This window comes from Litchfieldia salsa (assembly GCF_900104555.1).
GTDB lineage: Bacteria > Bacillota > Bacilli > Bacillales > Bacillaceae_L > Litchfieldia > Litchfieldia salsa.
Map to the genome: position 1 here is coordinate 265,143 of NZ_FNJU01000004.1, position 15,223 is coordinate 280,365.

General features: G+C 36.0%; 14 protein-coding genes and 1 riboswitch. Of the genes, 3 read left to right on the forward strand and 11 right to left on the reverse strand.

Annotated features, from left to right (window positions below; translation table 11 throughout):
• Positions 1 to 172: 172 nt before the first annotated feature.
• Positions 173 to 427 carry a hypothetical protein gene (locus tag BLQ56_RS10905; RefSeq protein WP_090853675.1) on the forward strand — a complete coding sequence of 85 codons (255 nt, stop codon included), beginning with the start codon at positions 173 to 175 and terminating at the stop codon, positions 425 to 427.
• Between the two features lie 72 nt (positions 428 to 499).
• Here the strand turns inward: BLQ56_RS10905 and BLQ56_RS10910 are convergent, their stop codons facing one another.
• From BLQ56_RS10910 to BLQ56_RS10940, 7 genes are all read right to left on the reverse strand, one after another.
• Entirely contained in the window at positions 500 to 1,723 is a 1,224-nt protein-coding gene (locus tag BLQ56_RS10910; protein ID WP_090853680.1) for an NAD(P)/FAD-dependent oxidoreductase, read from the reverse strand.
• 100 nt (positions 1,724 to 1,823) lie between these two features.
• On the reverse strand, positions 1,824 to 2,780 hold the full coding sequence (gene ftsZ / locus BLQ56_RS10915; RefSeq protein WP_090853683.1) for a cell division protein FtsZ: 957 nt from the start codon (positions 2,778 to 2,780) through the stop codon (positions 1,824 to 1,826).
• 280 nt (positions 2,781 to 3,060) lie between these two features.
• A complete protein-coding gene (locus BLQ56_RS10920) occupies positions 3,061 to 3,783 on the reverse strand; it encodes an amino acid ABC transporter ATP-binding protein (protein ID WP_090853685.1) in 723 nt (240 codons plus the stop codon).
• On the reverse strand, positions 3,776 to 4,435 hold the full coding sequence (locus BLQ56_RS10925) for an amino acid ABC transporter permease (RefSeq protein ID WP_090853688.1): 660 nt from the start codon (positions 4,433 to 4,435) through the stop codon (positions 3,776 to 3,778). The genes BLQ56_RS10920 and BLQ56_RS10925 overlap by 8 nt, the downstream gene beginning before the upstream one ends.
• A 34-nt stretch (positions 4,436 to 4,469) precedes the next feature.
• Positions 4,470 to 5,243, reverse strand: coding sequence for a transporter substrate-binding domain-containing protein (locus tag BLQ56_RS10930; protein WP_090853692.1), 774 nt, complete (start codon positions 5,241 to 5,243; stop codon positions 4,470 to 4,472).
• A gap of 256 nt (positions 5,244 to 5,499) precedes the next feature.
• On the reverse strand, positions 5,500 to 6,669 hold the full coding sequence (locus BLQ56_RS10935; protein ID WP_090853695.1) for a M20 family metallopeptidase: 1,170 nt from the start codon (positions 6,667 to 6,669) through the stop codon (positions 5,500 to 5,502).
• A gap of 333 nt (positions 6,670 to 7,002) precedes the next feature.
• Positions 7,003 to 8,736 (reverse strand): two-component system sensor histidine kinase NtrB, encoded by a 1,734-nt coding sequence (locus tag BLQ56_RS10940; protein WP_090853698.1) that lies wholly within the window; start codon positions 8,734 to 8,736, stop codon positions 7,003 to 7,005.
• Positions 8,737 to 9,061: 325 nt separating this feature from the next.
• Between BLQ56_RS10940 and BLQ56_RS10945 the strand changes: the two genes are divergently transcribed.
• Positions 9,062 to 10,486: a flavin-containing monooxygenase gene (locus BLQ56_RS10945; RefSeq protein WP_090853701.1), complete on the forward strand. Its 1,425-nt coding sequence runs from the start codon at positions 9,062 to 9,064 to the stop codon at positions 10,484 to 10,486.
• Positions 10,487 to 10,553: 67 nt separating this feature from the next.
• Here BLQ56_RS10945 and BLQ56_RS10950 read toward each other — a convergent pair whose 3' ends face one another.
• The 4 genes from BLQ56_RS10950 to BLQ56_RS23505 form a co-directional block, all read right to left on the reverse strand.
• Positions 10,554 to 11,666, reverse strand: coding sequence for an ABC transporter substrate-binding protein (locus tag BLQ56_RS10950; RefSeq protein ID WP_090853704.1), 1,113 nt, complete (start codon positions 11,664 to 11,666; stop codon positions 10,554 to 10,556).
• Entirely contained in the window at positions 11,667 to 12,155 is a 489-nt protein-coding gene (locus BLQ56_RS24215) for an ABC transporter substrate-binding protein (RefSeq protein ID WP_090853707.1), read from the reverse strand.
• Positions 12,156 to 12,445: 290 nt separating this feature from the next.
• Positions 12,446 to 13,645 carry a phosphoglycerate dehydrogenase gene (locus BLQ56_RS10960; protein WP_090853710.1) on the reverse strand — a complete coding sequence of 400 codons (1,200 nt, stop codon included), beginning with the start codon at positions 13,643 to 13,645 and terminating at the stop codon, positions 12,446 to 12,448.
• A gap of 187 nt (positions 13,646 to 13,832) precedes the next feature.
• Positions 13,833 to 13,912, reverse strand: a riboswitch (ZMP/ZTP riboswitch).
• A gap of 109 nt (positions 13,913 to 14,021) precedes the next feature.
• Positions 14,022 to 14,171 carry a hypothetical protein gene (locus BLQ56_RS23505; protein WP_175490265.1) on the reverse strand — a complete coding sequence of 50 codons (150 nt, stop codon included), beginning with the start codon at positions 14,169 to 14,171 and terminating at the stop codon, positions 14,022 to 14,024.
• Between the two features lie 206 nt (positions 14,172 to 14,377).
• Here BLQ56_RS23505 and BLQ56_RS10965 point away from each other — a divergent pair, with 206 nt between their 5' ends.
• Entirely contained in the window at positions 14,378 to 14,989 is a 612-nt protein-coding gene (locus BLQ56_RS10965) for a DUF421 domain-containing protein (RefSeq protein ID WP_090853713.1), read from the forward strand.
• The last annotated feature ends 234 nt before the right edge of the window (positions 14,990 to 15,223 follow it).

Here is a 15,223-nt window from a genome sequence, read left to right on the forward strand (position 1 = left end):
AACGGCAGTTTGTCCATTAGAGGCCTTCTATCGGACAAAACGCTGAATGCTCGCAACAGCAGTTTGTCCATTATAGAAGCTCTTTAATATGATTTCTTTATTCCCCCCCCGTAAATTACTAAAGGCTTACGAAGAATATAGTAACTAGCAGTTATGAAGTGGAGGAATTGAGATGGGATACATCATGCCAGTACAACAAAATACTTACACTCAATATGCGAATCGTAGATCACTACATAATTATAATTATGCTCATATCAATACGACATCTGCAATGAAGCTAAATAGTAAATATGTTGAGGAAGAAAAAAGTCATGAAACGAGACGATTTTCGAAGATTCTAGAGGGTATGAAAAACAGTAAAACTTTAACGATGGATACTAGTCAATATACAGGTAAAGGAACTCAATTTAATCAAATTGTGTAACCACACTAATAACAAGTAATAAAGGACGCTTAAAATGCGTCTTTTATTACTTGTTATTTTTATAAGAATCGTCTATTTCTCTAACAGAGGTCGATCTTGTAAGTATAATTCCATATCCGCACTATGACCCTCAACAATTTCTTCAGCAATTATTTTTGCTAACATCTGACTATACACCGTTCCATTATCTCCGAAGCCAAATAAGAAGTAGCTATTTGGATATTCAGGGTACTTTCCAATGATAGGGAGGCCATCAACCATCCCTCCATAGAAAGCTGTTAAATAATAATCCGGCTTCACTTTTATATCTGGAAACAACTTATTAAATTCTTCGATTAGCAAATCCTTTTTATGCATGAGCTTACTATCCCGTACTTCTGGAAAATTCGTACTTTCATCTAACCCACCAACGATAATACGATTATCTGCGGTAGTTCGAATATACACATATGGTCGGGCCGTTTCCCATATGAGCGTCCGCTTATGCCAAGATGAAAAATCCTCGACAGGATTCGTGGTCACCGTATATGTACTAACAAAGGATGCCTTTTTCTCCTTTTTAATATCAATGCCTTCATAACCAGCTGCAAAAATAACACGCTTAGCATGAATCTGATGTCCTGTCTTCGTTTGAATGATCATTTTCTTTTTCATTTCATCATAATGGTAACCATTAACCTCCGTATTCTCAAAAATACGAACTCCTTTTTTGGAGGAATAATCAAATAATGAATGAGTAAACTTAAATGGATTGATTTCAGCATCATTATAAGAATAAATAGCGGCTTCTTTCCCGAATGGATACATTTGTTTAATTTCATTTTCTGTTAAAAATGAAAGATCAAACTGATGTTTTTTCAATAACTCATACTCTTTCTTTAAACGTGCTACATCCTCATGATAACTTGCAAAATACAGGGTATCTCTGCGTGTAAACTCATAGTCTATCGACGCATTTTTTGACGCGACTTCAATTTCATCAATAGCCGTTCTACATAGTTCCAAATGACGTCCAATATATTCCTCACCAAATGTATTAATAAGATCAGTAAATAACTTTTCTCCAGAATATTGGATAATCGCAGTATTAGCACTTGTACTACCACTTCCTACAGTATTTTTTTCTACAACGACAACATCTAGTTGTTTATCAGCTAAATAGTAGGCACTCTGAGCACCTGAACTACCACCGCCTATAATTAGAACATCACAGTCAATCTCTTCCTCGAGCATAGGGTAAGAAGGGGGATTTTCAAAGGTAGTAGGCCAATAATAGGTTCCTGTCTGTAAATTCATAAAAGCCTCCGGTTGGTTCAAAGATTTATTACTAATAGTATGACCTAGCATAATTAATGACATTCGGAGAAGTTAAGATTATGTATTTGATTGTTGAACCTTATTGGTCTGTAAAGCCTGTAGCAATAACTGTTACAATGATCTCATCCTTTAAGTTTTCATTAATAACTGATCCAAAAATCATATTAAATTCATCATGTGAAGTCGAAGCAACAATATCAGCTACTTCCTGCACTTCAAATAAACTTAGATTCCTGCCACCGGTAATATTCATGATCACCCCTTGGGCTCCACTAATAGAGGTTTCAAGTAAAGGGCTATTTATCGCTTTTTCTGCCGCTTCAACAGCACGCCCTTCTCCTCGAGCAATACCAATACCCATTAATGCAGTTCCCTTATGAGACATCACCGTTTTTACATCGGCAAAGTCAAGATTAATCAAACCTGGTACTGCAATCAAATCGGAAATACCTTGAACACCTCGACGAAGGACATTATCCGCCTCTCTGAAAGCTTCAAGCATAGGTGTTTTTTTATCAACAATCTCGAGTAACCGCTCATTAGGAATAATAATAAGGGTATCCACAGCTTCCCTTAAAGCACTAATTCCAATGTCTGCATTTGCCGCTCGTTTTCTTCCTTCAAATCTAAATGGTCGGGTGACCACTCCAATTGTCAATGCACCTAGCTTACTCGATATTTCAGCCACTGCAGCCGCAGCACCTGTGCCAGTACCACCACCCATTCCAGCCGTAATGAAGACCATATCTGCCCCTTGTAGTACATCTTCAATTTCACTTTTACTTTCTTCTACAGCTTTTCTTCCGATCTCAGGATTAGCCCCGGCACCTAAACCTCTTGTTAGCTGGACTCCAATTTGTACCTTTGTATCAGCTTTTGACTGATTAAGAGCTTGTCCGTCCGTATTAATTGCAATAAATTCAACACCCTTTACTCCATCCTCAATCATTCGATTTACTGCATTATTCCCACCACCACCTACACCAACTACTTTAATTGTCGCTAACTGATCTATATATGTATCAAATTCAAACATATTTATTCCTCCTATTTCAGTTAAATCCTTAACTTATATGTTCATACACTATTCGGTCCCATTATAAAATTCGTTCTTATATCCATTTTTTTATTGGTTTAAATTTAATCTATATATAAACCTTTGAATTCCCTAAGAATTATAGGTCACTTGTGAACACGTTACAAGGTAAAGCCCTTAGTTGTAAGAAAAATGTAATGTATCAAAAAGAGGCTGTTCCATAAGTGCTTGGCACTTTGCTGGAACAGCCTCTTAAAGTTCATTCATTAGGTTCAATCTATTATAATACTTTTTCTAAAAAGTCCTGTGCTCTACTTGTCTGAGGATTATTAAAGAACTCTTCTGGTGAGCCCTCTTCAAGCAATACACCTTCATCAAGGAATATGACTCGATCTGCTACTTCTTTAGCAAATCCCATCTCATGTGTCACAATGACCATTGTGATTCCTGTTTGAGCAAGATCTTTCATTACATTTAATACTTCCTTAACCATTTCCGGATCCAATGCAGATGTCGGCTCATCAAATAGCATGAACTGTGGTTCCATCGCTAAAGCACGAGCAATCGCAACACGCTGCTTTTGTCCTCCTGAAAGATTGTTAGGGTATGCCGCTTCTTTCTCAGATAAACCAACTTGAGCGAGCAACTTACGACCTTTTGTTTCAGCAACTTGGCGTGTTTCTCCTTTTACCTTACTCGGTCCATAAGTAATGTTTTCTAGAACAGTCATATGAGGAAAAAGATAAAAATGTTGAAATACCATGCCAATTTGCTGACGGACTTTCATGATATTCGTTTTTTTATCAGTAATATCTTGATCATTAATTGTAATTTTACCTTTGGTTGGAACCTCCAATAGATTTAAACAACGAAGTAAAGTTGATTTTCCAGAACCTGAAGGTCCAATTATTGATACTACTTCTCCACTCTTAATAGTGGTAGAGATGTTTTTAAGAACTTCATTTGAACCAAATTGTTTATAGAGGTTTTCTACTTTAATCACTTACTCTCATCCTCCGTTCAACAAGCTTACCGATTAGGGTAAGAACCATGACTAATATATAATAAATAAACCCAACAAAAATTAATGGCTCAAAATTTCGGTAAATATCTGCACCAACTACTTGTGCTCGACGCATTAGGTCTAAATAACTAATTGTCGATACAATTGCTGATTCTTTTGTTAAAGTAATAAATTCGTTCATTAACGCAGGCAAGATATTTTTAAGAGCCTGAGGTAAAATAATATCCTTCATCATAGAACGATATGGAACACCCATCGCTAGAGCTGCCTCTGTTTGACCTTTATCTACAGCTTGAATACCTGCTCTTATAATTTCAGACACATATGCAGATGAATTTAATCCAAAAGCTAACACCGCTGATAGAAACGGTGGAATATCATAGCCAGTTAATTGTGGTATTGCAAAATAAATAATCATTAATTGCAAAATCAATGGTGTCCCACGAAAAATCGATGTATATATATCCACAAACCAATGCAGTGGTTTAAATCGTGTGAATTTTAATAAAGCTAATCCTGTTCCAAGGATAAAACCAAAAATGATTGATATTATAACAAATTGTAACGTTACCCATATTCCTTCTAACATAAAAGGAATATAAGGCACGATTTGGTTAAAATCCAAATTCATGCCTTACACCTCTTTCCATATTTTTCTATTTAAATTATTCTTCGCTTAACCACTTTTCCTTTAATTCAGCTAACTTTCCGTTCTCTTCCATTTGCTCAATAACTTTATTAACATCATCAACTAATTCACTACCCTTTGGAAAAGCAACTGCCATTCCTGGTGAGCTACTTGTAGGATCATCAAATCCTGCTAAGTCTTGTTCTTTAATATAACCCGCTCCCACTGCTTTATCAAGGTATGCAACATCAATTCTATTAGAAAGTAACTCTTGAATCATAAGTTGAGCAGTGTCTAATCTCTTTAATTCGAAATCAACTGTTTCTTGAATTTTTACTGCACCTTCTTCTTGAATCGTACCTAATTGAACCCCAACTTTATGACCTGCTAAATCATCAATTGTTTTAATGTCTGAATCCTTCAACGTCACAAACATTTCACCTGAGTGATTATAGTGAACTGAGAAATCTACATTTTGTGCACGTTTTTCTGTAGCTGACATTCCAGAAAGTACAAGATCAACACGATTTGTTTGTAATGCGCCAATCAATCCATCAAACTTCATATCTTTAATTTCAAGCTTATATCCTAATTCATCAGCTATATAGTTAGCTAAATCGATATCAAACCCTACAATTTCTCCATCCGTATTTCTTGATTCAAATGGAGCAAAATCTGCTGACGTACCCATCACTAATACTTTCTCTTCTGTTGCTTTTTCACCTTCACCGGTTGTGCCTTCATCTGCTGTGCCACAAGCAGCCATTATAAGTAATAAAAGTGCAGTCATTACTACCATTAATTTTTTCATATCTATCTCCCTTTCTATTTTCCATTATTAATTATGTGATTTTTTATTCATTGAAATGAATATTAACACATAAATTGCATATTGAAAAGCTATCTTTAAAATATAATAATTTTCAAAAAATTTATATGGGGCTATTTATATTGTACGCTAAATTAAGAGTTTTATTATATTTTAAAAGAATATACGAACCTTGCTTGTCTCATGTTAAAATTCCAAAAAAAGCACCTTTATTAAAGGTACTTTAATGAAATAAATCTTATTTATTGTTTTTACTTGCCTGGAATTCTGCTTTCATTGCTTCAAGCTTTTCTTTATTTGTAATTAAGTCATATCCTGTTTTCGCCAAAGCAAGTGCTCCTTTTGAAAGAATATGATGTGAGTGATCTGTAACGGTTAAGTCAGCAAACTCTTTTGTATGTGCGATCAGCCCTGGCGAATCCAGTCCTAGATAAGGGTGGATAGCTGGAACAACTTGACTGACATTTCCCATATCAATCGAACCATATGTTCCCTTTGCTTTTTTCACTTCTTCTACACCTGTTGATAGTAGGTTTTCTGTAAATAACGAAGATAAGGTTTGGTTTGTAATCATATTATCGTAACTAAGCTCATAATTACTGATGTGAAGCTCAGTACCTGTCATTAAAGAAGCACCTTCAGCAATTTTTTTCACTTTTTGAACGACTTCATTTAAATAGGTACGATCTTTTGCACGAACATAGAATTGAGCAACAGCTTTGTCAGGAACAATATTGGCTGCCACTCCACCCTCTTTAATAATGCCATGAATTCGAACATCTGAAGTGACATGCTGGCGTATTGCATTCACACCATTAAATAACTGGATGACAGCATCTAAAGCATTAATACCCATCTCCGGTGATGCAGCAGCATGACTTGTTCTTCCACGAAAATCAAACTGAATCGCATCCATCGCAAGTGACTCACCACTTTCATATGACTCATCAGCTGGATGGAGGATCATTGCTGCATCAATATCATCAAAGACTCCTTGTTCTGCCATTGGAACCTTTCCACCATTAGTTTCCTCTGCTGGTGTTCCTAACACGATTACACGGCCACCTATCTCGCTAACTATTTTACTTAATACAATCCCAGCTCCAACACTCATCGTCCCAATCATGTTATGACCGCAACCATGTCCTACTCCTGGAAGTGCATCATATTCTGACAAATAAGCAATCGTTGGTCCTTCTTTTTTGCTATCAAAAACCGCCTTAAAAGCAGTGGGTCTACCAACAATTCCTGTTTCTACGACAAATTGGTGTTCCCTCAGGTATTCAACTAACAGTTCCATTGAGGCAAATTCTTGATCACCCAACTCTGGATGGTGATACAAGTGATCACTAAGTTTCCATAATCTATTTTGGACTGTCTCTAAATGACTATTTAATAACTCCTTCATTTTCAAAGTTCCCCCTATATTCATTATAATTATATTGTAATTACATTATCATATTCTGTATAAATATACATATTACATGATATACGGCTTTTCGACAATATTTCAATTTCTAGTTATGTAAGAAAAGCGCAAGCGCCTTGTTCAGCCTCAGGCAGGCATAAGGCAAAGCACGTAGGAAATCTTGTTTTCCGTAGTGATTTGAATGACCCCGAGGGGCTAGGCGCTGGAGCTAGACACTAAATCTGAGTACGAAATTTTTATACTTTCTTATCTTTTAAAAAAGGCTATCCCAAAGGCAAAGTATCAAGGACACTTATGGGATAGCCTCTTTGTTTAATTGTTCACAATAGGTAAAGAGATTATAAACAAACATCCCTCTCCCTCGTTCGGAACTAATTCAATTTTTCCATTATGATTCTCAATGATTCTCTGAACAATTGTTAACCCTAACCCTGTACCCGAAACTTTAGTTGTTTGAAAAGGATCGAACAACTTGTCCTGAATTTCTTTAGGGATGCCCTGCCCATTATCTTGAATTAAAAGCTCATAAGTACCATTTTTCACTTTAGAAGAGAGTGAAATCCACCCCTTATCTTCAATGGCCTCACTACTATTTCTAAAAAGATTATACAGTACTTGTGTAATTTGCTTTGAATCTAAATTTAAACGAATTCTTTCAATATTAATTTTAAAGTTTATTTCTTTACTTGTCTCATTCGCATCAAATAAAGGCAGAATTTCTTGGATAATATCCTCAAGATACACTTCTTTCAACAAAGGTGCTCCTGGCTTTGCAATTAGCAACATCTCATCAACAATTGAATCAATCCGCTTAAATTCCTTCAGTAATAGCTGAATATGAAATCGTTCTTTATCATTTTCCCCAAGAGATTCATTCATCAGTGTTAGAAAACCTTGTATCACAGCAAGAGGATTTCGTATCTCATGGGCAGCACCAGCTGCGACCCCTCCTAGTAATGCCAACTTTTCAGATTGATGGATCCGTTGTTCAAGCTCTTCTGTATCTGTAATGTCAATAAAGTAAATAATGCGACCTATTAATTCCTCATATTGATCAATTAATTCGGACTGCGACATCAAAAGAAGATGCTTGTTGTCATCAGCTTCATACTCTGCTTTCACATTTTTATATTTTTCTTTTGAAGAAAGATGACGCCAAAAGTCTTGGCTATGAAGAGGCTCAGCTGATTTATTTAATATCTCTGTAACTTGACTTGTATTCATATTTAATAATTTCTTTGCTGTTGTATTAAAATCGAATTTAGACTTTGCATCATCAATCGTAATCACTCCTACAGGGAGTGAATTTAAGATTTGCTCTCTATATGTTTTATCCTTTGTGATTTCTTCAAATAGTTTGATATTATTTCTAAACGTAACCGATAATAGAATAATAATAAATATAAAGATACATAGACCAAAAACAGGGTATTGATTATTAAGCAAGATTATTAAGATATATGAAGATGCAAGAGTGATAAAGTAGATTGAATGTGTCTCGTTAACAAAACTCTTTATGACAATCTTCAATTGGCCAGAAGAAGTAAGGTAATAATAAGGTATCAGTAAAATGATATTCATTATGAAATAAACAAAAAGGGTAGCTAGGAATGAAGTGATTTTAATTAGGTTAAAGCTTCCAACTTCCCCGTCAAATAGTAAATACGTATAATAAGAGCTTGTTAGCATAATAGAATAAATGGATGAATTAAATAGATGTCTCCACCATTGTATTTTAGAGAGTTTACGTATCACTCCAAAAATAATGCTACTTACTAATAACAGAAACAAAGCCACCTCTATACCAAAGGTAATAAGCACCGCAATATATAGTGAAGTATCCATTGAATAGGCAAGAATCCCTTTTGGGGGTTTAGGTATGTTAAAATAATCAGATAAAACAATGCCCACCGTAAGGGTTATGATTAGAATCCAATTCATTCTGAGTAATGCTGAATAATCGAATTGAAAAGAATAAATGCCTATCATCACCATAACGATAAATATGATATAGGCATTAAATTTTTTGGAAGATATATAAGACAAATGTACCACTCACCTGTTAATTTATAGAAAACCACGTTACGTTCTTACTATCTCATTCTAAGTTATATTATTGGTTAACGCAATTACACTAATTGGATATTATTATAGCCCACCAGCTAGTCATTATGACCAATTATTAATAGTAATTTTAGTGAACATACATATCCAATAAATTGTTTATCAGTGTTAATATAAACAACAATTAGTAAACCAACACATCAAATTCCTCAACTTAAAGATTACATTCACCGAAATTAACCTCAAACAACAATTTTATTTAAATCGTTCACTTTTAAAAAGACACAATCGAAAGGAATGGATATGTATGAGTTTAGAAGCTTTGAACAATCAAGTAAAAACGGATCTTTCCTATCTAGCTTTCGGAGGTAATGATTGGGCACGACAACTCAACCATCCAGAAGGCCATGTATATGATGTAGTCATTGTTGGTGGGGGACAAAGTGGGTTAGGTGCTGCGTTTGGCCTTTTACGTGAGCGGATATCCAATATTCTTGTAATCGATGAAAACTCTGAAGGATTAGAAGGTCCTTGGGAAACTTACGCACGTATGGTGACATTAAGAACCCCCAAGCATTTAACCTCTATTGATTTAGGTGTACCTTCTTTAACATTCAGGTCTTGGTGGGAAGCTCAATTTGGTCCTCAGGGGTGGGAAAAGGTCGTTAAAATCCCAAGAGGAGATTGGATGAATTACCTTCGTTGGTATCGGAAGGTTCTCGGTCTTCCAGTGATTAATGAGGTAAAGTTGAATCTTATAGAACCAACAGTCGAAGGAATCCACCGATTACATCTCGAAGGAAATGGTGCACCATCAAGCACCATTCTGGCACGTAAGGTGGTACTTGCTACCGGCATCCAAGGTGGAGGTGAATGGCATGTTCCACCAATGGTCTCAGAAAACTTACCGAACCATCTTTATTCACATACTTCAAAGAATATTGATTTTGATAGACTAAAAGGAAAGAAGATTGCTATTTTAGGAGGGGGAGCTTCTGCCTTTGATAATGCTAATTATGCTTTATCTGAAGGAGTTGGCGAGGCACATGTCTTTGTTCGTCGCAAAGAGCTACCTCGAATTAACCCGATTCGGCAAATGGAAGAGTCTGGTCTAATTGAACGTTATCATGCCCTGTCTGATGAGGATAAATATGCAGTGATGGCACATTTTTTTAAACATAATCAACCACCAACTAATGATACCTTTGAACGGGCTACAAGTTGGGATGGATTTAATCTTCATTTAGGTTCACCATGGCTATCGGTGGAGGCCACATCTGAAGGAGCGATCCTAACCACACCCCAAGGTACATTTACTTTTGATTTCCTAATCATTAGTACTGGACTATTGACTGATCCGTCATTACGACCAGAATTAAAGCTTGTTGAAGATCAGATTTCACGTTGGAGAGATCACTACCAAGCACCAGATCATTTATCTAATCCAGTACTTGATGCTCACCCTTACTTAAGCCCTGGGTTTGCTTTTATCAATCGAAATAAGGTCAGCCTAAGTGATAATAAGTTACATGGACTATTTGCGTTTAACTACTCAGCCTTAATTACTTGTGGGATTGCTGCATCAGCTCTTTCTGGTATGAAGTTTGGTATACCAAAACTAGTTTCTGCAATTGCGGACCAACTTCTCCTAGATGATCGCGAAAAGATTTTGAATAACTTTTTTGAATATAATGAGGTTGAGTTTGTTGGCACTTGGCCAAAAGAGAAATAAAACCAATCATTTAAAACACCACTTCCCATCATCTATTGAAAGAGGGAAGTGGTGTTTAGGTTAAACATCAGGGTCTTGACCAATGGTGCTCATTTACCTCGGTGTCCAGTAGCTCAAGTGAAGTACGATAGGGCTTGAAGTCAACATGTTTGTTCACTGCATAAAGAGCATGTGGAGCAAATAGGAAGAGCGCAAGAGCTTCATCATATACATATCGATCAACATCCTCTGCTTTCTCCAACAGCTCATTTTTATCTATTTCTGAACCCATCTCTTTAAATAATTGCTCAAACTCCGGTAGTATAGGTCCTGCACGAAGAGCACCATCAGCACCAAGCAATTCACGGTGAAAATAAGCTGGGGTACCTTCATAAAATAGTGCATATGGATCTGCGATAAGAATATCCCAATTAGGAACTAACCGTTTCTCTGCAACAACTCGCTTCCATCTCAATTCCTCATTAGGTAGGATCAATTTAACAGACACATCGATTTTTAATGCTTCTTTTAACTGTGAGGCCAATAAGTTAACAACCTTGCCAAGCTTTTTAGGAGCAGCAATCCTTAAGGCTCTGTCATTTGGCCACTGTGCTTCCTTTAATAGCTGTCGTGCTAAGCTTGGGTGATAGTCAATTGGTTTTAACCCTTCAGGATAATCAAATGCCCATGATGGAGTTAGTGCTGAAAGTGGTTCAGCATATCCATAAAATGCCTGATTAATTAATTCATTTCGGTTGACTGCAAGATTAATAGCCAAGCGTAGCTTACGGTTATTAAAATCAATATCATCTAAGTAACGATTAAAGGTTCCTGCGATAATACGATTTCCACCATCATTTACTAACTTCGCATACCGGGACCCCCTTACTAGCTGAGCCATTTCCGGGGTAATTTTAGAAACGATGTCAACCTCACCTTCTCTATTCATACATAAATCTAGCGCTTGTTCCACTGTAAGGTCGTTACGAAAGATCACATTCTTTAACCTCGGCCTTTTTTTCTTATTCCAGTATTGCTCATTGGCTTCTAAAACGACTAGTGGACTTCTTTCTTCTTCTATGGTAAACCAAGTAGATGAATATGGCGTTTTTCGAATAACTGATTGCACATTCTTTATAGATGAATAACCTTGTACTAGCTTAAACGGTCCAGTGCCCCACGGGCCTGGTGCATCAAGCACTCACCAGTGACCTTCGGCTGTCCCTAGCTTTCTATAACCAAAGCCGAGCTTATCCCAGAATTGAAAGGTTGCATAATGATGTGCCCGAAGCTTCCCAAGCGCTAAGCCTTCTGGTTTTGGAAAATGAAACTGAACGGTAAATTCGTCTACCTTTTCAAGAGAGGTTTCCTCAGGGAGGTTCACCCATGTGCCTGGAGGATGTGGCGCAATCCAAGGCTTGATCTCATTAAAAGCTTTGATAACATGCTCAGCTGTAAATGGTTCATTATTGTGAAAGAGTACTCCCTCCCTCAACTTTAATTCCAATGTTTTTTCATTAACCCATTTTGTGGATGTAGCTAAGGCTGGAACAATCCGTCCTTCACGGTCTGTACCAACCGCTTCTTCCATTGTATTGAATAAGACAAACAACCAATTTAACGGAGATGGATCTACAATATGAATGGTTCCAACAGGAGCTTTTCCCTCAGAATACTGACTAGTCACCATACCAATATCTTCCTTTCTAAGTAACTTAACTTATTGTAACGTACTCCTGACATTTACTTTAAGCAAGGTACACCTAGATGGAAGGTATGTTTTAGAAAGATAAAATATGTTATTTCTTGTATAAAAGAAAATGGCTGTTTTCATAAAAATTGTTTCTTTTAAAGCCGCAGGAACTACTACACCCTCCGAACCAGTTACTAATTAGAGCACTATATTACTATTCAAGCAAAAACAAGAAGAGCCAGTTCCATTTGGGAAGTGACTCTTCTGGATTTTAACTATTTAGTATTTTAATAGATACTAAAAGTAACAGTACCTTCGATATTTTTAATTTTTTCTTCAAGGCTTGGGATGATATCTCCGTTTACTTTGTTATCGATATCAATCATTGTATAAGCATAATCCCCTCTACTTCTGTTAACCATATCAGCAATATTTAAGTTATAGCTTGAAATCGCTGATGTAATCTGGCCAACCATGTTAGGAACATTTTTATGAAATACTGCCACACGACGCTTACCTGTATACGGAAGGGCTGCATTCGGGAAATTTACAGAGTTTCTGATGTTACCAGTTTCTAAAAACTCTTTAATCTGGCGAGAAGCCATTATCGCACAATTTTCCTCTGACTCTTGAGTTGATGCACCAAGATGAGGAATTGGCACAACATTATTCATCTTCAATATATTTTCATTAGGAAAGTCTGTAATATACTTTCCTACCTTACCGCTTTCAAGTGCAATCTCCATATCTTTTTCATTCACTAGTTCACCACGAGAGAAGTTTAAGATATGAACGCCTTGCTTCATAATGCTAAATGTTTGCTCATTGAACATTTCTTTCGTGCCATCAGTTAATGGAACATGTACTGTAATATAATCACAATTAGCAAATAGTTGCTCAATTGACATTGCTCGCTGTACATTACGAGATAAATTCCAAGCAGTATCAACAGATATAAATGGATCAAAACCAATAACATCCATATCTAAATCCAGAGCATCATTAGCAACTAGTGCTCCGATTGCACCTAAACCAATAACACCCAAAGTTTTCCCCTTAATCTCTTTCCCAACAAACTGCTTCTTCCCAGCTTCGACTAACTTAGGAATTTGGTCACCCTGTCCTTCTAATGTCTTTGCCCAAGCTACCCCATCAAAAAGGTTACGAGATGAGGCCATTAATGTAGTTAATACAATCTCTTTTACAGCATTTGCATTCGCCCCAGGCGTATTAAAAACAACAACACCCTGCTCTGTATATCTATCAACCGGAATATTATTAACTCCCGCACCAGCTCTCGCAATCGCCTTTACGTTAGTACCTAACTCCATTGAATGCATGTTAAAGCTACGAAGAAGGATTGCATCAGGATTATCGCACTCATCATCGATTGTATAATGGTCATTATTAAATATTTTAAGCCCGCTTTCTGCTATATTATTTAATGTTTTTATCGTTTTTACTTTGTCTATAATGATTGTACTCATCTTGTTTTCTCCCCTTTTTCAGTTATGATTTTTCAACCTTCAAAAAAATAAAGATAATAAGTAAGGATACTACATTTTTTAAATTTTTAGAAATTTAAATTTATAATAAGATAAAAACAGGCAATCTCACTAATTTATAACCTTATCTCCTCCAATATACATAAAGAGGTAAGGGATACTTATCCCTTACCTCTGCCCAGGCGAACGACTCTTCGAAACTATATGCTCCCTCACGGTAATCCGTGTTCGCCAGTCACATACAGTCTTTTTAATTAACTTAATAGTAACAAATTTTCAATAAACCCACAACCTAAAAAGTTTGAACATTTGTTGTATTTTCTGACAAGTTAAAAATGTTCCAAAACTCAACCTCTATTTATTCATCATCTACCTCACCATCACCAACTTCGTCCTCCTCTTCAACCTCTTCGATTTGTTCCCCTTCCTCAGGTGCTTCTTCATTACCACATCCTGCTAAAGAAAATAGTGAACAGCCTAACAAAAGCATTAATAACAACTTCTTCATAGCAAAAACCTCCTTTTTATAGTAGAATTCCTCACCCTACCAATACTATGTAAACTCCACTAAGTAATTTAACTTTTAAAAAAAATAATGGAATTTGAGGTTTGCATTTAATAGAATAAACTAGGAAACATTCTATCCTACTGGAATAATTTTTCTTTTTTTTTGCACCCTATACATATTGTTATTGATACAGGGAGGAAGTCATCTTGGATTTACATTTCATTTGGAAAGCGATTGTTATTGTCGTTGGAGGAATACTTATTCTGCGGATAGCCGGAAGAAAATCTGTTTCACAGCTAACAGTGGCTCAGACGGTTATGATGATAGCTGTAGGGTCACTGATTATACAACCGGTAAATGATCGAAATATTTGGATTACGATGTTGGTTACATTCCTAATGGTGCTTACCCTTCTCTTAATCGAATATATTGTTTTAAAATTCGACGTCTTAGAAACTTTTATTTATGGCAAATCTCTTCTAATTGTCGAAAACGGACAAATTAATAAAAAAAACTTAAAAAAGCTACGCTTAACAGTTGATATGTTAGAAGTTCGATTAAGACAACAAAGCGTACAAAATATAAGTGACTTACAATGGGCAACTATTGAATCAAATGGGCAATTAGGATATATGTTGAAACCCGATATGCAATATGCAACCAAGGCAGATATTCTTATGTTGAAATCATTGATTGAAGGGAATCAATCTAAACAATCAATTGACAAACAAAGTACAGCTTCTAATAACTCAACTAACATTTTCTCAGAAATCCGTACTAAGGAGCATACAAAAGATTTTTCTAAAGATTTGAAGTAGAATTTTGAGTAACAATCAGAGTGGTATCTTACAGAATGGAAGTGAACAGATTTAAGGATATTAATTAACAAAATCATCACATTCCTTTTAATACAATCTTCCATTTTTTTAATATAATGAGCTTACAATACTATGAGAGGGAGTGGGTAATGTTACTTAAAGGTCGAGTTGAATCCGAAGATTATTGGTGATGAGATATTTAAACGCGAGAATGGAGTTAAATGAAAAGGAAAA

Excerpts from the sequence above, each read along its gene's own strand:
- BLQ56_RS10905 (WP_090853675.1), top strand. The coding sequence starts at position 173 with ATGGGATACATCATGCCAGTACAACAAAATACTTACACTCAATATGCG.
- BLQ56_RS10910 (WP_090853680.1), bottom strand. The coding sequence starts at position 1,723 with ATGAATTTACAGACAGGAACCTATTATTGGCCTACTACCTTTGAAAAT.
- ftsZ (WP_090853683.1), bottom strand. The coding sequence starts at position 2,780 with ATGTTTGAATTTGATACATATATAGATCAGTTAGCGACAATTAAAGTA.
- BLQ56_RS10925 (WP_090853688.1), bottom strand. The coding sequence starts at position 4,435 with ATGAATTTGGATTTTAACCAAATCGTGCCTTATATTCCTTTTATGTTA.
- BLQ56_RS10930 (WP_090853692.1), bottom strand. The coding sequence starts at position 5,243 with ATGAAAAAATTAATGGTAGTAATGACTGCACTTTTATTACTTATAATG.
- BLQ56_RS10935 (WP_090853695.1), bottom strand. The coding sequence starts at position 6,669 with ATGAAGGAGTTATTAAATAGTCATTTAGAGACAGTCCAAAATAGATTA.
- BLQ56_RS10945 (WP_090853701.1), top strand. The coding sequence starts at position 9,062 with ATGAGTTTAGAAGCTTTGAACAATCAAGTAAAAACGGATCTTTCCTAT.
- BLQ56_RS24215 (WP_090853707.1), bottom strand. The coding sequence starts at position 12,155 with ATGGTGACTAGTCAGTATTCTGAGGGAAAAGCTCCTGTTGGAACCATT.
- BLQ56_RS10960 (WP_090853710.1), bottom strand. The coding sequence starts at position 13,645 with ATGAGTACAATCATTATAGACAAAGTAAAAACGATAAAAACATTAAAT.
- BLQ56_RS23505 (WP_175490265.1), bottom strand. The coding sequence starts at position 14,171 with ATGAAGAAGTTGTTATTAATGCTTTTGTTAGGCTGTTCACTATTTTCT.